The organism is Psychrobacter sp. WY6 (genome assembly GCF_018448495.1).
Lineage (GTDB): Bacteria > Pseudomonadota > Gammaproteobacteria > Pseudomonadales > Moraxellaceae > Psychrobacter.
Map to the genome: position 1 here is coordinate 2091437 of NZ_CP049902.1, position 23244 is coordinate 2114680.

The window sequence follows — 23244 nt, forward strand, 5'->3', positions numbered from 1 at the left end:
TAATAATAGTGCCGCTAATGAATTTTTATCAGATGTAGCGGTGCAGTTTTTAATTAGCTGGTTATCTACTGGCGTATTCAGTGTATCAGGTAAGAGGGCTAAAAAATCTCTCAAAATATCAATATAAAACATCGATATAAAGTATCAATACAAAATGATGAACGCACAACACCGCGAAGGATATAAATCGGATGATTCCTTCATCGATGCATAGATAGGGCTAAGAATAAAACAACTATATATTAAACATAGGTAAGGTCATGAACTAAGTTATTGAGACAAAACATAAAATGAGCGGGGTGCTTATGCACTCAGCTTTTCTATGCTGATATTAATGACCATGTCCTCTTTAAATCATTTGTAATAGAGTCAACAGTGATTAATTTTTTGTCCAGCAATAAGGGTAAGCAAGTCGCTATTTTCATTACTAATAAAAAAATGATAGAAAATTTACTACCAATCAGCGGTTGCTAACCCAGTATCGCGACACTTAAATCAAGACATACCATGCTGCTGAAAATATATCACGCACAGTGTGTCTATTAGTAAACCGTCCAAAACCTCGCTATCTATATGACCTCAATAGCTATACAACATAGTAAGATTTTAGGCGGTTATACTCATTTAAGTACCATAACCGGAAGCTGTAATAAATGGGAAGCCTCATGACAAGACATTCTTTCTTCGGATATTAATATGCGGATATTCCTTGGATTATTCAAGTGTGGTTAAGAAATTAGCGATAAAACTTAACAATTGGGCTATAGACGGTTAAAAAGGCCATTGTTATTGATACACTATTGAAAATTGCAGCAGCAAAAATTGTGCATACTGGACGACAATACTGATTGTTATTAGCCTTGTTTTCCGAAAATTATTCTAAATTTAGATAGCTATGAGTAGAGTTGAGGACACAGTTTAAGCAGGATTATCAATATCTACAAAGGTCACGGGTATACTAAATGCTTGAGAAACTATGTGACCGAGTGCTTGAATACCGCCGCGTTCTGTCGCGTGATGTCCACAAGCGAAATAATCAATGCCCAGCTCACGGGCAATATGGGTGGTACGTTCTGATATTTCGCCAGAGATAAAGGCGTCACAGCCCATCAATGCAGCTTGCTCGATCATATCCTGTGCGCCGCCCGTACAAATGCCCACGTGTTCGATAATTCTGTTATTATCGATATGAGCGCTTGTACTATTCGGTGCGCTATAATTGGCAGAGATATGCAATGGCAATCGTCCTAGTGTCTGAGTAATGTGAGCAATGAGGCTTTGAGCATTCTGCGGGGTACAAGTGGCGATATTACCCACTGGATGCGACTCACTAGGGTATAAAGCGCCGATAACGGTCATGTTTAATGCGTCAGCCAACTTGGCATTATTACCAATGACAGGATGGGCATCGAGCGGCAGATGATAACCAATCAAAGAGATACCATGCTGCATAAGTTTACGGATACGCTGACCTTTCATACCAGTGATGGGGGCAGGTTCGCCTTTCCAAAAATAACCATGATGCACCATAATGGCGTCTGCATTGTCAGCAATCGCCGCATCAATCAACGCCTCACAAGCCGTCACACCAGTGATGATTCGTTTGATAGGTCGACCCCCATCTACTTGTAAACCATTAGGGGCATAATCTTTAAAAGCATCTGCTAATAAATAGTCATCACAGAATGTGGTCAGCGCTTGAACGGTAATGGCGGTGTTTGAGGGCTCGCTTGAGATATTGTGTGTGGTCATGGTATTCCCTTATAATTGATTCAGTGGGGCAAGCATTTATGGCTAACATGTGGCTTTTGATAATGAGTATTTTAACATGTAGCTACAGTAGGATAGACAATCCTACTCACTGAAATGGTACACGATACGTTACAACTGGGTAGTATTGGCGGTTATAATTTATACATGTAAGCTTGCCGTATAGATAGTGCAAAAAAACAACCATCTAGTGGGCTGTGAACGTTTGATAAATGCCGCTCAATGCATCCTAATATACACCATGCTTCTTACCTTATTTATCTTCGTCTGTTTGTATCAAATTTATAGAGGTTTTATATGTCGTCATCTCGGAACACCAGCAGCAAGGCGTCTGTATTAAAATGGTTACCTTGGGTTTTATTGCTAGTCGTGATTGCCGCATTTATTTGGTTGTTTGCGAGTATGAAGACGGCATCAGAGCAAGCATGGGAGCCGCCCAGAACCACACCTGCTGAGCAGCAAGCGTCAGCACCTGTTTCTGATACACCCGCAGCGATTTCTTCTTATCATAATGCGGTTGCTCGCGCCTCACAATCAGTCGTGAATATCTACACCACGCAAACGATGGCAGAGCATCCTTATATGAATGATCCTGTGTTGCGCCGCTTTTTTGAGTTCCATGGTGCACCGTCAGAAGAGCAGGGCAATACCAATTTAGGCTCTGGGGTGATTGTCTCAGATGGCTATATCGTGACCAATGCCCATGTGATCGAAAAAGCTGATGAAATTACGGTCGCCTTTAATGATGGTCGTAAGAGCCGCGCTAGAATCGTTGGTACAGATCCAGACAGTGATTTGGCAGTGATTAAAGTAGATATGACCGGTTTGGCACCACTTGGTTTCCGTAAAGAACCTATCCGAGTTGGCGATGTCGCATTAGCGATTGGTAATCCTTTCGGTGTCGGTCAAACGGTAACGCAAGGGATTATCTCGGCGACAGGACGTACTGGGCTTGGGGTCAACAAGTTTGAAGACTTTATTCAGACCGATGCAGCGATTAACCCAGGTAATTCGGGCGGCGCACTCGTTGACGCTTTTGGTGAATTAATTGGTATTAATACGGCCATTTACTCACGCTCTGGCGGCTCTATGGGTATCGGTTTTGCTATTCCTACCGCTATCGTTGAGCAAGTGATGAACGCCATTATCAAAGATGGTAAGGTGAGCCGTGGTTGGTTGGGGATTGAGATACAGTCACAGCTACGTGACCCAACGCAGCTTGAAACCTCGACTGGGGTAGAAGTGCTTAATGTCGTTCCTAAGAGTCCTGCTGCTAAGAGTGGTCTGCGTATCGGCGATATTATTTTGACGATTGACGGCGTTGAGATGACGGATGCCAATACCTTGATTCAGTATGTCGCTCGTAAAGCACCGAATACCACGCTGAATGCGCAAATATTACGCCGTGGTAAAAATGCGCAAGTCAAAATACTGTTAGAAGAGCGTCCAGCACAAGAGCCGATGGAACGTCCGGTTGTGATTCTTGATGAAAATGTTGGTGGTATAGAAGATCCAAATCTACAAGGTGAGAGACAAGACGTACCGATGATGTCAGAAGCCGAGCGTGACCGTATGCGTGAAGAGCTGTTGCAGCTGTTTGAAAGAGATGGTGCACCCTTATAAGGTCACTCTTCATCACCTAAAACTTAAGCAAAATAAGCTTAATCAAAATGGCTTGAACAATTTATAGACAGTAAAAAAGCGCGTTATCTTGAAGATAACGCGCTTTTTGTTTCGACTTTTTTAGCACTATTTTGGTTAATATTACTCTATAGTAGGCTCGTGATTAATGTAAATCACCCCCTGCACACGACAACAGCAGGGTAGGATCTCGTCTTCATCAATCATGGCAAGGGGCGCAAACGGATAGTCAATGACGTGTGAGCTGGCGATACGCTTGATGCGGCAACTGCCACAATAGCCTTCCTTACATTGATAATTGATATCATGTCCGGTGCGTAGCAATCCATCAAGCAAGCTTTCGTCATCATGCAAGTAAAATTGCTTTTTACTCGTCATTACCCAAGTCATAGTCTTATCCTGTTTGTTTCCCTATCATTCTGTACTTTCTAAACAATAATCTTTCAAAAACTATTTTTTAAATGAACACATAAGCTCTAAAGTTCAAATCATCAAAATCACTGTCTGATAAATATGAATCAATTTGACCAACCAAGTATGAGCTGATTTCCGTCTCTTGCGGGGCAACTTGTACGTTGTCAGATGACAACCATGTGTTAATCCACGGGATTGGGTTTGATTTAGAATTCGGGAATGCGACTGGCAAGCCAACCGCTTCCATACGTAAATTGGTGATGTATTCAATATATTGGCAAAGAATGTCTTTATTGAGACCAATCATTGAGCCGTCTTTGAATAGATAGCCTGCCCATTCTTTTTCTTGCTCAGCCGCTTTACGGAATATCTCGATGCTTTCTTCATAGCACTCTTTGGCAATGTCGACCATCTCAGGATCATCACGACCGATGCGCATGAGGTTAAGAATATGCTGAGTGCCCGTTAAATGTAGCGCCTCATCACGAGCAATCAATTTAATAATCTTGGCATTACCTTCCATTAGCTTACGCTCAGCAAAGGCAAATGAGCAAGCGAATGACACATAAAAGCGAATGGCTTCTAAGACGTTGACTGCCATCAAGCACAAGTAAAGCTGCTTTTTCAGCGATTTTAAATCGACAGTAATTTGCTTACCATTGATCGTGTGCGTGCCTGCACCGTATAGGTTATATAGCGATGAGTTATAATATAAGTCATCGTAGTACTTGGCGATGTCTGCGGCGCGCTCTAGGATATGATCGTTTTGCATGATGTCATCAAAGACGATAGCAGGGTCATTGATAATATTGCGAATGATATGGGTATAGCTGCGCGAGTGAATGGTCTCAGAAAACGTCCACGTCTCAATCCACGTCTCAAGCTCAGGAATCGATACCAATGGCAGTAGTACGACGTTTGGGCTGCGACCTTGGATAGAGTCGAGTAGCGTTTGATACTTTAGGTTACTGATAAAAATATGCTGTTCGTGTGAGGACAAATTGCCATAGTCCATACGATCACGTGATACATCGACTTCTTCTGGACGCCAAAAGAACGACAGTTGCTTTTCAATCAATTGCTCAAAGATAGGGTGCTTTTGTTGGTCGTAACGCGCCACGTTGACCGGATTACCAAAAAACATCGGCTCTGTTAGCGCATTGTTTGGCGTTTGGGAAAAAATCGAATAAGTCATGAGACTGCCTTTATCATTGATATGGTTATTAAGTTATAGGGTTTTGACTAGATTTGGTTTGATTGGATGGGATTGTATTACAAGTGCTCTAAAGATATCTGTTCTGGCGTCTGTCCATCATTCATATACGCTTTAAATATCTCACTTAGCTCACTATCGTCCAAACCTTCCAATTCATCGATCGCACTCTTACGCAGCGCACTCAAGCCATCATCATCTGATAGTTGATGCATTTCTTTCTGTACGTCTTTTTTAGTCGTTCTCTTTATTGGTTTTTTCAATACTTTTGTGGTGACTTTCTTTAATGCTTCTGGTTTTGCTGCTGTGCCTTCGCCTAATTGCTCACGGACGTCTGCGATGTCGACTTCCACTTGTACGATATGCGAGTCACCATCGTTTAGGTCTGAAAATACGTTAGGGATAAACAAACCACCGTCTTTGATGATTGCGGTATATTGCACTCTATGACCTCCGTTATTTTTATTCTGTCTGTGTTTTAATTAGGGGTGGCGTGTCGCAAGCGCATCATATACTTTGTTTTTTCTCTTTTGCCGACTGCTAATACATAAACCACCACCACATCATCTTTTACGGTATATACCAGACGATAGCCTACGGTGCGTAGTTTGATTTTATAAGTATCGGTACGTCCCGATAGTTTTGACGCAGGCACATGAGGATTTGACAATCGCTGCTGTAACTTTTTCTTAAACTGCTGCTGAATATTTGGCGCTATCTTTTTCCACTCTTTTAATGCCAAAGGATGAAACTCAAGATTATAAGTCATCCAAAGTTACCTTTATCGGTATCTGCCCATCATTCAATCGTGCACTAACGGTTTGGCTTAATGCCATGTCGTCCATCGCTTCCATCATGCGCTCAAAAACGTCTGTTGAGACTAAGTAAGCCACTGGTTTATTGTGGTTTAAAATAGCAATGGACTCGCCGTCTGACTGTTTAATCAGTGCCGACGGGTTAGTCTTTAACTCTGAAATACTCGCTGTCTGTGTCGCAAATATCGGTTGCATGATTCATTCTCCATTAAAATTAAGCTCTAAATATAGGGCTAATTTTAGCACGAAAATTAGGTCTTATTTGTTAATCTATATATTTTGTAGGGTGCGCCTCGCGCACCTTTAAATATAATTTACATATCATCGGTGCGCTGGGCGCACCCTACAACTACTTTGAGCCTTTATTAAATGAACTTAATAATCCTGTCAATTGTTCAAGACCATCAAAAGTTGCTGGCATTTGGTCTTCAGTAGCCACGATAGGAGCAAAAATAACACTCTCGAACCTTTCAAAGCTTTCTTTCATTCCTTCTCTTAGTCCCTTAGTGTCAGAATCGTAGTTATGTATAAACTGACAGAGAGTGAGACGTAAATCTATTTGCAGTATTTGTGATTTGATAGATCTAACGTTAACCAATGATATTTTAAAAAAATAAAGAAGTATGAAAAGGAACAAAACCGTTGAGATAGTAACTATGACAAATATTGGGTTCTCAAAGCTATTAGCACTTAAGTAATAAGCTGACCAGATAGATTTTGAGACTATAAGTAAAACTATTACAGCCATCAGACCATAATATATAACCTTGACTATTCAATTCTTTTTTCTTCTGTTTTCTAAGTGTTCTGAAGCCATTTGACAAGCCAACAAAGTTATATTCACTTTTTTGGTTGTTTAAGGTTTCCTGTATTTCTCTAATGTCCTGTTTCAATAGAATATTTTTTCTATTTTCTTCCTCAATTAGATCTTGATGTTCATGCAAATTATTAATAGTTTGGATGACTGAACTATCGAGGCGTCGATTCAAATGTCTTGAGAATACTTCTTGTGGAATGATATACCATAAATAACAGAGTTTATTTAAACTATCATATGTCAGTGTATAAGAGTAAGACTGTAAGCTTGTTACTGCCTGCTCAAAAAAAGATCTATGTGTTTCAAAAGTAGTTATCAATGAAGCTTCATATATGTCTGCTAGTAATACTATATATATCGACTCTATGACTTTTCTAACTAAACTAGCTCGAGGTTTCTCTTGCTTAGAAAAATCATACAGATTTTTATTGTCTTCCGCTAAGGCGTTATCATTCAGTGCAACACCTATTTTTCCCAGTTATGATACTTGAGATCAATACTATCTAAAATAGATAGATTTTTTTTGTTCTTACTATCTAATATACTGAGTACAGCTTTAACTAGGTCATTTGTTTCTGTGCTTAAATCTAAATATTCAGAATGTTTGTGTATCTGGTTTTCAAACTTTCGCTTTAGGTTTTCAAATTGAGGGCTTTTATAAGGAAAGATCATAGTTATCTCGATATTAGTAGATAAATATATGATAACAGCGTACAGCGGATTTAGCTCAAAAGCTAAACCCGCCATCCATCAATAGCCTAAATCTTACATGCACCGCCAGCACAATCATCTTCCATATCCGCTTGGGCATCGTTCGCACCATCACGGGTGTTGTGAATACAACGTCTTCACGCCAAGCTTATACGCGTTTAGTAAATCCTTAAGCAATATCTTCATTGGTACACGACCGCCTTCATAACGAACGGGATCGTAGTTGGTATTGGCAGAGATACTTTGATCGACGAATTTCTGCATGACAGCGACCAGCCGTAGGTAACCGTCATTGTTTGGCATTTGCCATAGTAGCTCATACTGATTTTTTAGCTTATCAATCTCAGGCACGACTTGCTTTAGGATGCCGTCCTTTGACGCTTTGATAGACACCAAACCACGTGGTGGCTCGATACCGTTGGTCGCGTTGGCGATCTGACTAGAGGTCTCAGACGGCATCAAGGCGGTTAGGGTAGAGTTGCGCAGACCGTGAGTGGTGATTTCAGTACGTAGGGTTTCCCAATCGAGATGTAGCGGCTCTTGGCAGATTTTATCCAAATCTTTTTTGTACGTATCAATCGGCAAGATACCTTGCGAGTACGTCGTCTCATTGAACGCAGGGCAAGCGCCTTGCTCTTTTGCCAATTTGTTTGACGCTTTCAAGAGATAAAATTGCAACGCTTCAAATGTTTGATGGGTGAGACCCAATGCTGAGTCGTCTGAATAGCGCACGCCATTCTTAGCAAGGTAATACGCATAGTTAATAACGCCCACACCGAGTGTACGACGACGCATGCTGCCATTTTGAGCCGCTTTAACTGGATAGTCTTGATAATCAAGCAGGGCATCAAGCGCACGGACGATTAGCTCAGCTGGTTCTTCGATGTCGCTGACGTTGTCGACTTTACCCAAGTTGACCGCTGATAGCGTACAAAGCGCGATTTCGCCTTCTTCGTCATTGATATTATCAAGTGGCTTGGTCGGTAGGGCAATTTCCATACATAGGTTTGACTGACGAATCGGCGCAACCGTTGGGTCAAATGGGCTATGCGTATTGCAATGATCGACGTTTTGGATGTAGATACGACCCGTGCTCGCACGTTCTTGCATCATTAGGCTGAACAAATCAGCGGCTGGGATTTGACGGCTACGAATGCTTGGGTCATTTTCGTACTTGGTGTATAGCTCTTCGAATTTGTCTTGATCTTCAAAGAACGCATCATACAAGCCCGGCGTGTCACCTGGTGAGAATAGCGAGATGTCTTGACCTTTGATGAGGCGCGTGTACATCGTTTTATTTAGCTGTACGCCGTAATCCATATGACGCACACGTTGTCTTCCACCCGCGTTGTTTTTAAGTACCAATAATGACTCAACTTCTAAATGCCACAATGGGTAAAACAACGTCGCTGCACCGCCACGGACGCCGCCTTGTGAGCAGCATTTAACAGCTGTCTGAAACAGTTTATAGAATGGGATACAACCGGTATGCTGTGCTTCGCCGCCACGAATAGGGCTACCAAGGGCGCGGATGCGACCCGCGTTGATGCCGATACCAGCACGCTGTGACACATAGCGTACGATGGCGCTGGTGGTCGCGTTGATAGAATCTAGGCTATCACCACATTCGATCAATACGCATGAGCTAAACTGACGCGATGGGGTACGCACTCCTGCCATAATAGGTGTTGGTAGCGAGATTTTGAATTGCGACGTCGCATCGTAAAAACGCTTTACGTAGTCCAAACGATCTGATTTGTCATAACGGCTAAACAAACACATACCAACCAGCATGTACAAGAACTGCGGGCTTTCAAAGACGGTCTTGTTGACACGGTCTTGGACGAGGTATTTACCTGCCATTTGCTCAACAGCGGCATAAGCAAGGTTCATATCGCGCCAGTGATCAAGATATGCTTCTAATTCATCAAACTCAGCACGGCTATAATCAGCTAGGATATGCTGATCGTATTTACCAGCGTCGGTCAGTTTTTTGACATGATCATAAAGGTGCGGCGGGGTGAATTTATTGTAAGCAATTTTACGCAGATGGAAAATCGCCAAACGCGCAGCCAAATACTGATAATCAGGCGTATCTTCAGAGATAAGATCTGCTGCTGACTTGATGATGGTCTCGTGAATATCGCGAGTCTTGATACCTTCATAAAACTGAATGTGCGACTTTAGCTCAACTTGCGACACAGACACATTATCCAAATTGTGAGCTGCCCACTCGATTACCTTATGAATTTTATCCAAATCAATAAGCTCTAATCGTCCGTCACGTTTGGTCACTTTGATTTTGTCGATGTGTGTCATGTTGCCCTCTTAAGTTGATAACTTGGTAATTATTTATAATGTTGCTTATAGTGATGCTGCACAGTCAGTAAACGGCAGGCATTCTTTATAATGCTACGATGCTTGCGCCGCGATAGGTGTTTTTTTAGGCAAAAATCTACCGCTACTCATAGTGACAATTAAATTCACTGAGTACTACATATAGCGTGTTTGTTAGTAGGTAGGCACAATATAGCGGGAAAATTTTGAAAATACTATATTGATTTTAGCATCAAACTATGTTGCTGTGAGGTTGTGCTGTGTCCGAATTTTAGCAAAGGACGATGGGGTAAGGGTTAGACGCGATTGACTCAAATAATAAGTTTTTTGTAAAAATCGTAGGATCATTTGCTTTTCATTCGCGAGTAAATGACCCACCAATAAGGGGATATAGAACAATAATCATGAGGGCGCAGATTGTACAGCAAACCACAAAAAATCGCCACCCGTATGTGATTAATAGCGAGTGACGATTTCGACGGAAAAGCAGCTGGCTTTTTTTAAACGACAATTATCTGTTTATACGACCAAACGGACTGTTTTGGCAGCGTCGAGTGAGGCATACAGTACATTGACCTGATCGGCTGCTGTAAGATATAGATTGACCCGTGCTGAATGGAAGCGACCCGTTTTAGACGGTTTCACTTCTATCGAGGCCAAATCGAAATCAGGGAACTGACTGCCCAAAATAAGCTTCACTTCATTGAGTAAGTTCTCACGCTCGCCTTCATGACCAATGATGCTAAGTGGATAGTTCATTGGAAAGTCCCAGAGCTCAGGATTTTGAATATCCGTCCTTTTGCCTGTGATCACACCTTGATTGGGCGTTAGGTTGGTCATTTTTACTGATTTTTCATTTGCTGGTGCTTGGTTGTTGTTTTGATTGGTGCTGTCTTTTGGATCGTCAGTCATGATGTGTGCCTCGCTTTATTAAATGTTAGCTATTAGCATAAGAGCTTTATTCACCATTTATAGTGGCACTAAACTTATAATTCAAGTGCTAAAATGGCAATGACAGTATGCTATGGATCACTGTGATCTGTCATAAATTTTGCTCAGTCATCCATGATAATCAAATGTTAATACACATATCAGCTCATTTTTTATAAGCACAAACAGCGACATAATCCCCACGGTCATAGCCTTCGATGACTTCTTGCACCTTGTCATTGGCATACATAGGATGGGTCAGTAAGGTCTGCGCATACTCAAAATCGACGAAACCATTGGCTTGCATCAGCGCGATTTTTTCATCAGGTGCGCCAATTTGCTGATTTAACCAGCTCAATAGGATAGGGATCAGCAGGAGAGATATGCGCAAGTAGCGGATGCTCCCAAGTATTTAATGAGCTGGCCAAATTATATAAGCTGGCAAAACCGCTTTCTTTTGGCACATCGATAACAATCAATTTGCCGCCGGTTTTTAAGGCATCAAATGCCTTTTTAATACAGATATCCAAATCGTTGATGTAGCTGACACTGCCGTTAAACATGATGATATCAAACTTATTTGGCTCAATATCGCAAGTCTCGGCAGGACTAATATCCACTTGTAAGCCGCGCTTTTTAGCGATTTCAGCCATGTCTTTAGAAGGCTCAATGCCGTGCCTGATATGGATATCATAATCCTGCGCCAATAGTGACTCAAACAGTCCACTACCGCAGCCGATAGACAATATCTCACTATCCTTATCTAAGAAATGCGCGACCAGCTTTAGCTCACTGGTCAGTAAGTTTTGGTTGTCAAAAAACCAGCTGTCATACGCGCTTGCATGTTCATCAAATGCTGCCATGATGTTTCTCCTTGAGTGTGTCCATTATTATGTTTAGGGTTAAGTTAAATTTTATTTATAATAAATATGGTATATAAAAGTATTTGCCATAAAGCTAGCACTTTGCATAGGGCTAGGACAGATCAAGCGCTTGTTGCCAAAAATTCACTTCCATACGTGAAGCAGTATTAAATAACTGTTGGAATTTGTCTGCCTGAGCGGGGTTAGCCTGTGCTAGTAGCGTATTAATCTGCGCTTCATTCTGCGCGGTAATCGCTTGAAATTCGTCACTGGCAAAGACATCAATCCATGGCTGGTAAGGATTGTCCGCGACAAAACCTTGTTCTTTAATGCGTTTGCCAATTTCGCCATAGCCCATCAAACAAGGAGCAATTGCCGCATAAAGCTCAGCTAATGAGCCTGACATGGCAGCGTCCAATAGGTAGCGGCTATAGGCAATAGTCACGGCAGATTCAGAAGCGCTTTCTACTTCTTTAAGTGGGATGTCCCACTCATGACATAAATCGAGATACATGCCAATTTCCATATCTAGCATGGCATTGATGCCTGCTTGACCGACTCGCATTTGTGCCAGCGTATCACTCCTATACACGCTCAACGCCATCACACGGGTATAGTGAATAAGATATAAATAGTCTTGCACAAGATAGTGACGAAAGCTGTCAGGGGCGAGCGTACCTGCTGTTAGCTGTTTGACAAAATCATGCTGAATGTAGTCATCCCATGTGGGGCAATGGTGGCGTAATGTTTGGTAGTTCATAGTGTTCACTTACTGTTATAAAATGCGAGTAAGCAAAGAGTAGGAGGTGATCAGTGAGCAGGCACAAAAAAACCTTACCAGATTATATGAATAAACTGGCAAGGCTTGCTTAGCAATGTATGCTTAAGAGGTGTGCTATAAAATGTCACGCTTGTTTCCGTCAGTGCTAACTGCATCAGGTTCGCGGGTAACTCTCAGCCATGATTTTGAATTGTAGTTAAAGCATCAAAAATCAAAGCACCCCGACAAGGTTTATTTTTCAGAAATAAATAAAGTTTATATAAGTTTAAACTGCTCGTACTTAAGCAATCGGCTCTATGGTAGACGAATTCAGTTATCATTAGCAAGTGATGCGCAAAAAACCATGAATAAAGGTTGTCTTACAAGCGTAAATAGGCAAGTTTTTACCTTTTATTAAGCTGATCAAGTACCACGAGAATGGTGAAAGAAATCACTATTTTCAAATGTTTTTTATTCATAAACGCTCTACGATTGCCTATATTATTTAGCTACCCGACGGTAGGATATTAAAAAATATCTTATAAATTAAGGCAACATGTTTATGGGACACTGTCTCATTTAGCATTGATTAATTTATGCTTTATAATCATTCAGCTAAGAGGCTATGGCAAATAGCCATTGATAGGAGTGATCTCAGGCGGAATATCTGCCTCTTCTAGTGCTTCTCGCAGATTAATCTCGATAGTACGCGACAATGCAGTCAGGGGTAGTTTGTTGGCGGCTAAGCCGAAAGGCTCTTCTAGCTCTTCACTGAGGGCATCCAAACCAAAAAAGGTATAAGCGATCACGGCACAAATCAGTGGGGTCACCCAACCGAGCGAGGCCACCAAGCCAAAAGGCAACATGATGCAATACAGATAGGTCGTGCGATGGACCAGCAGCATATAAGCAAACGGCAGCGGTGTATTATGAATGCGCTCGCAGGCCGCCAATACAATGGTCATAGACGTCAGGCGCTCGTCCATGTTCTGTATGACTTGCTCTGACACCAGTCCTTGACGCCGAATGTCGCCGAGCTGCTTACCCATGAGGCGCATGATGTAATCAGGTAGGTTGCGCGCTTGGCGCATACTATCATGGTGTTTCGATGCGACAAAAGGCTCGACATCATGCCAAGGTGACGAGCCGCGCAGGCGATGGCGCACAGCATGCGCAAAAGCAATGGTCAGGTAAACCATCGTTCGCCCAGTCTCGTGCCCATTCTCGGTATCAGTATCTATAAAAGAAAGCACTTGACGGGTTAAGCTACGCGCATCATATACCAACTGACCCCAAAGCCCTCGAGCTTCCCACCAGCGTTGATAACTGGCATTGTTGCGAAATCCAAGAAATAGCGACAACGCGATTCCTAGCAAGGTAAAAGGAGCCATACCATAATAAGGAAAAGAGTCAGGAAGCCAGTGCTGAATAATTGTTATAAGTGTGCTGAGAAGCGCGATCAGCAAAATTTGCGGATAAATTTTTGGAATGACAGAGCCGTGCAGGGTAAAAAGTATCTTGAGAGCGTTTGGGGTTTGCCGGACAATCATGGTGTTTCCTATCGATGGCATGTATAAAAAAGCGATGGCAAGGGTATCAATCAGCGTATACTCAAATCATCGCGACCTATGATATCAGTAGTTACCAATATGGCAATAATAAGATGATACTTAAATACTTAAATACTTAAATACTTAAATACTTAAATACTTAAATACTTAAATACTTGAATCACTCTTGTATTACGCAGCAGCAAGGAAAACTGTAAGCACGCTCTAACGGGTCTCTTCTTCACGCAGCGTCAGCACTTCATAACCATCGGCAGTCACCGCGATGGTATGCTCCCATTGGGCAGAAAGCTTTTTGTCTGCAGTCACCACCGTCCAGCCGTCTTTTTTCATTTTTACTTTGGCTTTGCCTTGATTAATCATTGGCTCAATAGTAAAGGTCATACCTTGTTTTAGAACCAAGCCTGCACCTGCGCGACCATAATGTAAAACTTCAGGCTGTTCGTGCATTTCGCGACCGATACCATGCCCGCAGTATTCTCTAACGACAGAGTAACCGTGCTGTTCGGCATGGCTTTGAATGGCATGCCCAACATCACCGAGCGTTGCACCCGGTTTGACAACACGGATACCTGCCCACATGGCCTCATAAGTGTTATCGACGAGGCATTTTGTTAAGGGCATCACATCGCCAATCATATACATTTTGCTAGAGTCGGCAATAAAACCGCCTTTTTCTAAAGTAATGTCCACATTGATGATATCGCCTGATTTTAGGACTTGGTTGCTTGAGGGTACACCATGACAAACTACTTGATTGACAGAAGTATTGAGCACGTATTGGTAGCCGTATTGACCTTTGCTGGCAGGTCGTGATTGTAAAACATCCACAATATAGCGCTCAGCCAAATCATTGACAGTCATTGTGGAGATGCCAGCGACCATGTGCGTATCTAAGTAAGCAAAAACCGATGCCAATAAGCGTCCAGACTCACGCATGATGGCCAACTCTTCAGTAGTTTTTAGCGCGATTTTAGCCATCGATAAGATTTCCTATATTAACATCTGCTCGTTTTAACTGCTCGCTGATGATATCGGTATAAGATGCGTGAGGATTGGCCTCGGCCAACATACCTATCTTTATCCAATACTCTGCCTGCGCGTTAATCGAACGTACCATTACCGCACTGGCTTTACGAAGCTCTTCGTGTAGCGCATCATCAATTTTAACAATACCCATTGTTTTACCTAGTATATGAAATGTATACGAATCATACATATTGTATAGTTCCATTGCAAGCTCGTTCTTGTATTCCTCGATGAAGACATGTAGTTATAGCATTCGAGCCATCAAATCGATGACCCAAAAAAGCCGAGATAAACTCGGCTTTTTTATTGGTGCTTAGTTTGCTTTATGATTAATCATTCTCTAAGAAAGAACGCAGATGCTCAGAGCGTGACGGATGACGCAATTTACGCAGTGCTTTTGCCTCAATCTGACGAATACGCTCACGTGTTACATCAAACTGCTTACCCACTTCTTCCAAGGTATGGTCGGTTGGCATGTCGATACCAAAGCGCATTTTTAGTACGCGTGCTTCACGCTCAGTCAGATTGCCCAATACATCACGAGTCGCTTCACGCAGACCAGCTGCGGTCGCATCATCAACAGGGCTTGAGATCGTACCATCTTCGATGAAATCACCTAGATGCGAGTCTTCATCATCACCGATGGGTGTCTCCATAGAGATAGGCTCTTTGGCGATTTTCAGTACTTTACGGACTTTAACTTCGTCCATCTCTAAGCGTTCACCTAACTCCTCAGGCGTTGGCTCGCGTCCCATTTCTTGTAGCAACTGAGAAACACGATTTATTTTGTTAATGGTCTCGATCATGTGTACAGGAATACGGATGGTACGCGCTTGGTCAGCGATAGAGCGGGTAATTGCCTGACGAATCCACCATGTCGCATAGGTCGAGAACTTATAACCACGGCGATATTCAAATTTATCGACTGCTTTCATTAGACCGATGTTACCTTCTTGGATTAGATCTAAGAACTGTAGACCACGGTTGGTATATTTCTTCGCGATAGAAATAACCAAACGCAGGTTAGCTTCGACCATTTCTTTTTTGGCGCGGCGAGCTTTTGCTTCACCGACTGCCATACGGCGCGCCACGTCTTTCATGTCGTGGATTTTCATGTCGAGCTGTTGCTCGTAGTCACGAATGCGACGTTGCAATAAAATAACATCATCAGTGACTTTTCTAGCGTACCAGCAAATGCAGGCTTACCTTTGATGCGCTCAATCAGCCAATCAACGTTGGTTTCGTTGCTAGGGAAAGTCTTACGGAACTCTTCACGTGGCATACGACCACGGCGAATGACCAAACGCATAATCTGACGCTCTTGCTTACGTACATCATCATAGACATCATGCATGATGGCCATGACTTGGTCTGACAAGCGATTGTTTAGCTTAAGCATCATAAAGCGTTCGGCAAGTAGGGCATAAGCAGTATCTGCTTCTGTGCTACCACGGCCATAATCTAGCAAGGCTTGCTTGGCTTTAATAAATAAGTGTTCGATTTCTTCTAGACGCAGACGTACTTCTTCAGGATCGATACCGCTGGTTTCTTCTTCAGCTTCCTCTTCAACGTCGTCTTCATCCTCGTCCTCATCATCAAGCGCCGCTGCTTTGGCTTTTGCTTTGATCACAGGTGGATTTTTTTTCTTCTTTTATGCGTTCACGTTCTTCTTTTGCTGCCTCTTTCGCTTCTTGGGCAGCGATTTTGTCTGCTTCGGTCTCAGGATCTAAAAAGCCAGTAATGACGTCAGAAAGCTTTTTTCGCCATCTTGTACTTTTTGATACTCATCAAGGACGAACTGTACGGTGCCCGGCCAGTAAGACATCGCATGCTGTACGTCACGAATGCCTTCTTCGATACGCTTGGCAATAGCAATCTCACCTTCACGGGTTAATAGATCAACCGTACCCATTTCACGCATACATACGTACAGGGTCAGTGGTGCGACCCGGCTCAGTCTCAACAGAGGCCAATACCGCCGCTGCCTCATCCGCTGCCATGTCATCATCGCTTGAATCGTCGTTCATCAAGATGTCATCGGCATCAGGCGCAGATTCAAAGATTTTGATACCAACGTCGGTCAGCATTTGCACAATATCTTCGATCTGATCGCTTTCGGTAATAGAGTCGGGCAGTTGGTCATTCACCTCAGCATAGGTGAGATAGCCTTGCTCTTTACCCATTTGGATTAAGGTGGCCAGTTGAGATGTGGACTTAGAAACTGACTTATCGTTCATAAATACTCGCTTACTTGCATCGGACATTTTTATATTGTGACGCGCTATCGCTCGTTCAGTGCGTTGATGTAATCAATCGATTCATCAAAATATGGCGTAGAGGTTGTCAATAATATCAAAAATGAGTTGATATGAATAAAGGCTCAAAATACTACAATTACAATGCTAAAAAACTGCTAGAAATTGGTCGCGCTAAAAACTCTTCAAGATAACATTATCTAAAAAATAATATATAAAGATAACGGTACCTAAAAACGGATACTTCAAAATAATATCTAAAATTTGTGCTTAATGAGGCGGATTTATCGCCATCTATTAAATCGGGCTATAAATAGTTAGCGACACAGTTTAACACACACCAGCGTAATCAAGCACGAGGTAGTGATATCTACCGACCGTTTTTTGCTGATTATTTTATATCAGCCAAATGATTAAATGGTAATACATGCTATTGGGCATAATCATTAGTAGTGGGGGCAGCCGCTATACTTTTAAAGGGTTAGAGATTTTTTAGCAAAAATAATGGCAAACGTTAAGATTTGACGGTAACCATCTGCGCTGACTGCTCAGCTTGCTGCGCGCGTAACCAGTCATTTAATAACTGCGACTGCTTACGGACAATCGCCAGCTTGATATGATCAGGATTTTTGATGAGCTCTTGCATCTTTTTTTGCAGATGTAACTTGAGCAACTGCATCACCAAGTTTTCGATCAACTCATCCAAGCTCAAAATATTTCTGCCAATTAATGTCTTATAAAATCCGCCCCAGCTACGGCTAAGTGTCTCTTGGGTGATTGGTTTGACATTAGACAATATAAAGTGTGCGGCGGCGTTGGCATCTTTGGGTAAATGATTCAGGCAGCGTTTGATGGTGCTAACGATATCCAGCAAGGCGATATCTTGCAAATCTTCCCAAGCCAGCGGACGCAAGATGTCAGGCGCGGCTTTTTGCTTGATGTGTGCTGGCAGCTGTAAATCATTAATACCTGCCTGCTGCCAAATGGCTTCGATAGGGTCTTCAATTAAGGCACGTGGCTGAAACAAAAAACAAAGCTGCAATTGCTGACTGATGGTCATGTCACCATCAAAATCTAGCAGCGCATCTTTGGCTTCGATATTTTGGCTACGTTTACCACCCAGCTTCTGATAGACGTCATTGTTCAGCAAATAGCGAAAGCTACTGCCTTTAGGTAATGCAGTGGTCAAGGCACGTACTTGCGACATGAGCTTGGCTTTGCCTTCTGCTAAGGTTAAATCGTAACGCTCGCTTAAATAGGCAAAAATATACTGTGACAATGGCATGGCATTCGCGATTTGCTCACGCATGGCATCGCCACCCTGACTTTTAATAAACGTATCAGGATCATGATTGTTGGGTAGGGTCAAAAACCGCAACTCTTTGTCATCGGCAAGCACGGGTAGCGCAACTTCAAGGGTGCGCCAAGCGGCTTTTTGCCCAGCGCTATCGCCATCAAAGCTCAACGTTAGGGTTGGGTTCAGCGTCAGTAATCGTGATATTTGACTTTCATTTATCGCCGTACCCATGGAAGCAATAGCGCCATAGATACCCGCTTGGTAAAGGGCGATCACATCCATATAGCCTTCGACCACCAGCCAGCTGTCGGCACGTTGTTGGCGTGATTCGTAATAGCCATACAGCACATGCTGTTTATGAAAAACGGGCGAGTCAGAGGAGTTGATATATTTAGGTTTTACTTCATCATCGAGCGCCCGTCCACCGAAGCCAATGGTGCGTCCTTGATTGTCTCGAATCGGGAAAATGACCCGATCACGGAGTAGATCATAATCACGTCCAGACTCGGACTGGCGCACTAAGCCTAACGCTTTGAGCCCTTCAATATCCTGCGGAAACTGATGCTCAAGATGCTGCCAACCAAATGGCGCATAGCCCAAACCAAACGTTTCAAAGATATCTTCAGTGATACCGCGTGATAAAAAGTAATGTTTGGCATGTGGATGAAGGGTGAGATTGTGCTGATAAAACTGCTGGATTTGCTCTAACAGCTCATACAGATTACCGTCTTTATCGGAAACGCTATGATCATCGTACAATGCCGCAGCGTCAGTATCGCCACCTGTCAACCATGCTGGTGGATAGCTATTATCATCTTGGTAGTCTGTGCCATAAGAATCTTCTGGATAAGACGCTGAGTCGTAAGCATCTAGCGGTGGATACTCATCGTAGCCGTTGCTACTATCGTGATAAACGGGTTGATCGGTATCGCCGTACTGGTTTTGTTGCTGAATAGCCGAAGTAGCGTTAATAGAAGGCGCATCAATTGTTTGAGCAGGACTTTTAGCGTCGATAGTCGGACTAGGTATTGACGGTGGTGCAATCGGTTTTGGTGCACGGCGCTGGTAGCTGACGTTTTGTTGCTCTTCTTTTGGGACTTCGATGCCCGTCTGCTTTGATAGCTCATTGACCGCTTCAATGAACGTTAAATTTTCATAATCGCGTAAAAAACTGATGGCATTACCGCCGACGCTACAGCCAAAGCAGTGATAGATGTTTTTTTGTGGATTGACATAAAAAGAGGGCGACTTTTCGCCATGAAATGGACAGCAGCCTTTAAACTCACTACCAGCACGTTTAAGCGTCGTATGACGCCCAATGATACTGATTAAGTCAGCTTGGCTATTTAATTGGTCGAGAATGTGATTTGGAATACTCATGCAAAAAACAGTTTACCATAGGTGTATTATCTTAAGCATAGGCAATATTGGGCACAAACAATATTGGGCATAGATAATGAAACAGAAACAGAAAAAATAAGGCCAACTCTGTTGTTGACCTTTTTTTTTCATGATGTGCGTTGATGTACTAAAAAGAAGAGACGTTCTCTTAATTAAAAGAGAGACGTTGCCTCAAATTTAGCGCATTTATTCATCATTCATATCGACATCTGCTGGCAGGATATCAATCCCTTGAACAGGCAATGTCGTACGGCGTACAGGATTGGTGTTTTGCGGATCGACATTGGCTTCTCTTGCCGTAGAGCCAGTGCTCGATTGGCTAGTAATGCGCTCAGCGGATGCTTCAGGCAGACCTAAGCCGACATTGATGCCAGTATTAGCGCGCACAGGTGAAGTACCTTGCGCTGCACTGGCTGCTGCATTATCGCTTGGCAGTCTTAATTGACTGGCGTTACGAATAACCTGAGTTTTGGTCGCGCCGTTATAGTCGCCTGTCGCAACTGATGAAGTATCTTTGTTAAAACGACTTAACTGTCCAAAAGTCAATTTGTTGATGAAAGAACGCTCACGTTTGGTGTCGAGTTTAACGCGTCCATCGGCACTTAACATGTTGGGATAATTAATCTGCAATAGAGTTTTGTATTCTGCTGCCAAATCAGACATACCCAATTTATCATAGCTATAAGCTAAGACCGCGATTGCGTCTGGGATGGATTCACTAAGTGGATAGTATTGAAACACCCATTTGGCACGGTTAACAGCAGCGACATAAGCTTCGCGCTCGATATACCAGTTGGCTGCACTCATCTCACTTTCAGCAAACTGATTGTAAATGAAAGTCATGCGCTGAGCGGCATCTGGCGCGTAAGGGCTGTTAGGGTACTTGTTAATAAGCTCTTGAAAGTTAGCGAAGGCAATACGTAAATAGGCGGTATCACGCTCAGCTTGATTGAGCTTAAACAGTTTCAGGCCTTCTGATGAGCCTTGCATATTGGCGACGCCGCGCACATAGTAAGCGTAGCTGACTTGCGGATTAGAAGGATATAGGTTAATGAATTGCTCAGCGCTGGCAGCTGCCATTTCATACTTACCACTGGCATATTGTGCGTACATCATGTCGAGTAATGCTTGCTCAGCGTATTGTCCAGTAGGATAAAAAGTGCGCAGATTGGTCAAATCTTCGATGGCTTGTGTATAGCGGCCTTTATCAATCTGGGTAATGGCGTCGTTATAATAGTTCTGCTCTGATTTTTCGGCAGTTTCTACTGCATCGACGTCTTTACCGCCAGTCAGGTTTTTGAAAGTCTGACAGCCCACTAAGTTTACGCTTAGCGCAAGTAGGGTTATTGAGGACAGTTTGATAAACGTATTGCCAACAGCTTGCATACTTCTTCTCCGACACAAGACGTATAATAGCAGCGACGCTATCATACTAGATATTAGGTTAATGATAAAAAACGATGCGTAGGCATCAATAGTGGTCTGTCATCTACTATGTCAATCATCGGACATACCAGTTATCGTTATTAAAAAACGCTTGATGGCATAGGGTTTATATCAAACCAAATGCTTTTAATAAAAATTCGATAAGCATACAGTGGCATAGCATACAGCAAAATATGGCTATACTTTATAGAATAACGTTTGCTTCGTCTATTTTTTCGCCATCTATATTGTACTTAATCCAATCGTGCTCATCGGATTTGAGTCAGTATCGTACAGTTATTAGTCTACTGCAACGCATATACGATATGCTGCTGCTCGCAATGAGCTGTACACTAGCGCATGTCAGTTTGGCATTTTAACATGAGCTGCTGTCACGAGCGATATCGAATGTCGCTGACACTGACAAATATACAGTAAATTACAGCAATGTCATATTTTAGAGAGTTAAGTACGACGCTGAGGCTCGCTGCGGTATAATCAAAAAATGACAGATAACACACAGCTTCTATAGGGCTTAGGCGCTTGGCGTGATACACTAGCACGGTATTGCCTCCGCTTTTTTCGACGACGATCGCTTTTATGATAAGCGATTGATAGCGAATGGCCTTTTGTTTTTTATAGCGTTACGCTTAACACTTTATTAGAAATTTTCTCAAAAGCTACCTTTCAAAACCATGTCAGGCGCTTTGCCATATAAATCTGCTATGAATAATAATGCTATGACTACCCATTTACCACCGAATCAATCACGACAGACTGATTCATCAGCACAAGAGTCACCGATGCCAAATGACGTTTTAAATAATAGTGAATTACCTGACAATAATCAGTCGATGCTTGATGAGCAAATCCATAGCGATCATGTTTTAGAAGAAGCTATGTTAAAAGATAGTGATGTGCTTGACGACGATATGATAGATAGCAGCGATGAAGATGCTGACGACATTGTTGATATCGACGATGATGAAGCGTCAGCCGCCGGTCAAGTGGTGCCAGTGATTATTAATATGACGCATACGGTTATAGAAGACGAAGCTGGTTTACGTATTGATAAATTGGCTTCAAAAATATTTACCGATTTCTCACGTGTTCAATTACAAGGTTGGATCAGTGATGGCAGCCTGCTGTATAACGGTGGCGTGCAAAAACCAAAAATTCGTGTCAGAGCGGGTGATGTGCTGCAGTTAACCACCACATTAGAGCAGCATAGTGAAGATCAACCAGAAAATATAGACATCGATGTGGTCTATGAAGATGATGACGTATTGGTCATTAATAAACCTGTTGGCATGGTAGTGCATCCTGGTGCGGGCAACCAAACCGGCACCTTGGTCAATGCACTGCTGTATCATTATCCGCAGCAGCACCATCTGCCGCGTGCAGGTCTGGTGCACCGTATTGATAAAGATACCTCAGGGCTATTGTTGATTGGTAAAACCAAGCCAGCACAGCTTGCGCTGATGGAGCAACTAAAGGATAAGTCGGTATATCGTCATTATCAATGTGTGGTAGCGGGGGATGCAGCGAGTCTATCGCGCCATCGCCGTATTGACGCCCCAATCGGTCGTCACCGCAACCAGCGTACTAAAATGACGGTAATGACGGCAGGACGCGAAGCTGTGACTCATTTACTGAATGTGACCGCGCTTAATGGCAATTATTGCCTGTTGGATGTAGGTCTTGAAACGGGACGCACTCACCAAATTCGTGTGCATTTAAGTCATGTTACTTATCCGATAGTGGGTGATCGTGTCTATGGTGGTCGTCGTCAATTGCGGGCAGGACTGACAGAAGCACAACGTCAAGCGATTAATAATTTTCCACGTCAAGCCTTGCATGCCTACACACTGGGTTTCGTACATCCAACGACAGGTGAAGATATTGAAGTCACCACACCACTGCCTGAAGATATGCAGCAGTTAATGGCTGTGCTAAGTGATGGCTATGATGACGAGTAGACCGCTCCTTGCAGGCGAG

Annotated in this window: 18 protein-coding genes and 3 pseudogenes; 2 read left to right on the plus strand and 19 right to left on the minus strand. The window is 42.9% G+C overall.

The genetic code is table 11. The features are described from left to right. Positions 1-918: 918 nt before the first annotated feature. A complete protein-coding gene (locus G7Y90_RS10435) occupies positions 919-1752 on the minus strand; it encodes a Nif3-like dinuclear metal center hexameric protein (RefSeq protein ID WP_087815627.1) in 834 nt (277 codons plus the stop codon). Positions 1753-2067: 315 nt separating this feature from the next. On the opposite strand from G7Y90_RS10435, the gene G7Y90_RS10440 reads away from it, so the two are divergent. Further along, positions 2068-3393: a S1C family serine protease gene (locus G7Y90_RS10440; RefSeq protein WP_250162342.1), complete on the plus strand. Its 1326-nt coding sequence runs from the start codon at positions 2068-2070 to the stop codon at positions 3391-3393. A gap of 141 nt (positions 3394-3534) precedes the next feature. Here the strand turns inward: G7Y90_RS10440 and yfaE are convergent, their stop codons facing one another. From yfaE to G7Y90_RS10545, 18 genes and pseudogenes are all read right to left on the minus strand, one after another. Then, positions 3535-3801: a class I ribonucleotide reductase maintenance protein YfaE gene (yfaE, locus tag G7Y90_RS10445; RefSeq protein ID WP_045446158.1), complete on the minus strand. Its 267-nt coding sequence runs from the start codon at positions 3799-3801 to the stop codon at positions 3535-3537. Positions 3802-3868: 67 nt separating this feature from the next. Further along, positions 3869-5020: a class Ia ribonucleoside-diphosphate reductase subunit beta gene (nrdB, locus tag G7Y90_RS10450; protein ID WP_250162343.1), complete on the minus strand. Its 1152-nt coding sequence runs from the start codon at positions 5018-5020 to the stop codon at positions 3869-3871. A 77-nt stretch (positions 5021-5097) separates the two neighbouring features. Continuing rightward, a complete protein-coding gene (locus G7Y90_RS10455; RefSeq protein WP_087815623.1) occupies positions 5098-5481 on the minus strand; it encodes a hypothetical protein in 384 nt (127 codons plus the stop codon). A 39-nt stretch (positions 5482-5520) separates the two neighbouring features. Beyond that, positions 5521-5807 (minus strand): annotated as a pseudogene (locus G7Y90_RS10460) (type II toxin-antitoxin system RelE family toxin). Continuing rightward, complete coding sequence (locus G7Y90_RS10465; RefSeq protein ID WP_109591377.1) at positions 5797-6048, minus strand: type II toxin-antitoxin system Phd/YefM family antitoxin; 252 nt, start codon at positions 6046-6048, stop codon at positions 5797-5799. Before G7Y90_RS10465 ends, G7Y90_RS10460 begins: the two are co-directional and overlap by 11 nt. Positions 6049-6202: 154 nt before the next feature. Further along, entirely contained in the window at positions 6203-6340 is a 138-nt protein-coding gene (locus G7Y90_RS10470) for a hypothetical protein (RefSeq protein WP_250162345.1), read from the minus strand. Positions 6341-7135: 795 nt separating this feature from the next. After that, complete coding sequence (locus tag G7Y90_RS10475) at positions 7136-7417, minus strand: hypothetical protein (protein WP_250162346.1); 282 nt, start codon at positions 7415-7417, stop codon at positions 7136-7138. Positions 7418-7428: 11 nt separating this feature from the next. Continuing rightward, positions 7429-9700: pseudogene (nrdA, locus tag G7Y90_RS10480) on the minus strand (class 1a ribonucleoside-diphosphate reductase subunit alpha). A gap of 537 nt (positions 9701-10237) precedes the next feature. Next, positions 10238-10558, minus strand: coding sequence for a YbeD family protein (locus G7Y90_RS10485; RefSeq protein ID WP_045446256.1), 321 nt, complete (start codon positions 10556-10558; stop codon positions 10238-10240). Between the two features lie 256 nt (positions 10559-10814). After that, positions 10815-11006, minus strand: a complete 192-nt coding sequence (locus G7Y90_RS10490) for a hypothetical protein (protein WP_250162347.1) — start codon at positions 11004-11006, stop codon at positions 10815-10817. Then, positions 10972-11511: a class I SAM-dependent DNA methyltransferase gene (locus G7Y90_RS10495; protein WP_250162348.1), complete on the minus strand. Its 540-nt coding sequence runs from the start codon at positions 11509-11511 to the stop codon at positions 10972-10974. Before G7Y90_RS10495 ends, G7Y90_RS10490 begins: the two co-directional genes overlap by 35 nt. Before the next feature lie 112 nt (positions 11512-11623). Further along, positions 11624-12271, minus strand: coding sequence for a thiaminase II (gene tenA, locus G7Y90_RS10500; RefSeq protein ID WP_087815180.1), 648 nt, complete (start codon positions 12269-12271; stop codon positions 11624-11626). Between the two features lie 623 nt (positions 12272-12894). After that, on the minus strand, positions 12895-13842 hold the full coding sequence (locus G7Y90_RS10505; protein WP_349773335.1) for a bestrophin family protein: 948 nt from the start codon (positions 13840-13842) through the stop codon (positions 12895-12897). Positions 13843-14046: 204 nt separating this feature from the next. Then, positions 14047-14820 carry a type I methionyl aminopeptidase gene (gene map, locus G7Y90_RS10510; RefSeq protein ID WP_201559801.1) on the minus strand — a complete coding sequence of 258 codons (774 nt, stop codon included), beginning with the start codon at positions 14818-14820 and terminating at the stop codon, positions 14047-14049. Then, on the minus strand, positions 14813-15019 hold the full coding sequence (locus G7Y90_RS10515) for a ParD-like family protein (protein WP_045446174.1): 207 nt from the start codon (positions 15017-15019) through the stop codon (positions 14813-14815). Before G7Y90_RS10515 ends, map begins: the two co-directional genes overlap by 8 nt. A gap of 178 nt (positions 15020-15197) precedes the next feature. Further along, a pseudogene (rpoD, locus tag G7Y90_RS18490) lies at positions 15198-17105 on the minus strand (RNA polymerase sigma factor RpoD). A 532-nt stretch (positions 17106-17637) separates the two neighbouring features. Further along, positions 17638-19800 carry a DNA primase gene (locus G7Y90_RS10540; protein WP_201559802.1) on the minus strand — a complete coding sequence of 721 codons (2163 nt, stop codon included), beginning with the start codon at positions 19798-19800 and terminating at the stop codon, positions 17638-17640. 207 nt (positions 19801-20007) lie between these two features. Continuing rightward, positions 20008-21207, minus strand: a complete 1200-nt coding sequence (locus tag G7Y90_RS10545) for an outer membrane protein assembly factor BamD (RefSeq protein ID WP_087815188.1) — start codon at positions 21205-21207, stop codon at positions 20008-20010. A gap of 779 nt (positions 21208-21986) precedes the next feature. Here G7Y90_RS10545 and G7Y90_RS10550 point away from each other — a divergent pair. Beyond that, entirely contained in the window at positions 21987-23225 is a 1239-nt protein-coding gene (locus G7Y90_RS10550; protein WP_201559803.1) for an RluA family pseudouridine synthase, read from the plus strand. The last annotated feature ends 19 nt before the right edge of the window (positions 23226-23244 follow it).

What these genes read in the sequence shown, in the direction of transcription:
- G7Y90_RS10470 (WP_250162345.1), bottom strand. Translation starts at nt 6,340, where the DNA reads ATGAAAGAAAGCTTTGAAAGGTTCGAGAGTGTTATTTTTGCTCCTATC.
- G7Y90_RS10540 (WP_201559802.1), bottom strand. Translation starts at nt 19,800, where the DNA reads ATGAGTATTCCAAATCACATTCTCGACCAATTAAATAGCCAAGCTGAC.
- yfaE (WP_045446158.1), bottom strand. Translation starts at nt 3,801, where the DNA reads ATGACTTGGGTAATGACGAGTAAAAAGCAATTTTACTTGCATGATGAC.
- tenA (WP_087815180.1), bottom strand. Translation starts at nt 12,271, where the DNA reads ATGAACTACCAAACATTACGCCACCATTGCCCCACATGGGATGACTAC.
- G7Y90_RS10440 (WP_250162342.1), top strand. Translation starts at nt 2,068, where the DNA reads ATGTCGTCATCTCGGAACACCAGCAGCAAGGCGTCTGTATTAAAATGG.
- G7Y90_RS10515 (WP_045446174.1), bottom strand. Translation starts at nt 15,019, where the DNA reads ATGGGTATTGTTAAAATTGATGATGCGCTACACGAAGAGCTTCGTAAA.
- nrdB (WP_250162343.1), bottom strand. Translation starts at nt 5,020, where the DNA reads ATGACTTATTCGATTTTTTCCCAAACGCCAAACAATGCGCTAACAGAG.
- G7Y90_RS10435 (WP_087815627.1), bottom strand. Translation starts at nt 1,752, where the DNA reads ATGACCACACACAATATCTCAAGCGAGCCCTCAAACACCGCCATTACC.
- G7Y90_RS10545 (WP_087815188.1), bottom strand. Translation starts at nt 21,207, where the DNA reads ATGCAAGCTGTTGGCAATACGTTTATCAAACTGTCCTCAATAACCCTA.
- G7Y90_RS10495 (WP_250162348.1), bottom strand. Translation starts at nt 11,511, where the DNA reads ATGGCAGCATTTGATGAACATGCAAGCGCGTATGACAGCTGGTTTTTT.
- G7Y90_RS10505 (WP_349773335.1), bottom strand. Translation starts at nt 13,842, where the DNA reads ATGCCATCGATAGGAAACACCATGATTGTCCGGCAAACCCCAAACGCT.
- G7Y90_RS10475 (WP_250162346.1), bottom strand. Translation starts at nt 7,417, where the DNA reads ATGGCGGGTTTAGCTTTTGAGCTAAATCCGCTGTACGCTGTTATCATA.
- map (WP_201559801.1), bottom strand. Translation starts at nt 14,820, where the DNA reads ATGGCTAAAATCGCGCTAAAAACTACTGAAGAGTTGGCCATCATGCGT.
- G7Y90_RS10550 (WP_201559803.1), top strand. Translation starts at nt 21,987, where the DNA reads ATGACTACCCATTTACCACCGAATCAATCACGACAGACTGATTCATCA.
- G7Y90_RS10485 (WP_045446256.1), bottom strand. Translation starts at nt 10,558, where the DNA reads ATGACCAACCTAACGCCCAATCAAGGTGTGATCACAGGCAAAAGGACG.
- G7Y90_RS10465 (WP_109591377.1), bottom strand. Translation starts at nt 6,048, where the DNA reads ATGCAACCGATATTTGCGACACAGACAGCGAGTATTTCAGAGTTAAAG.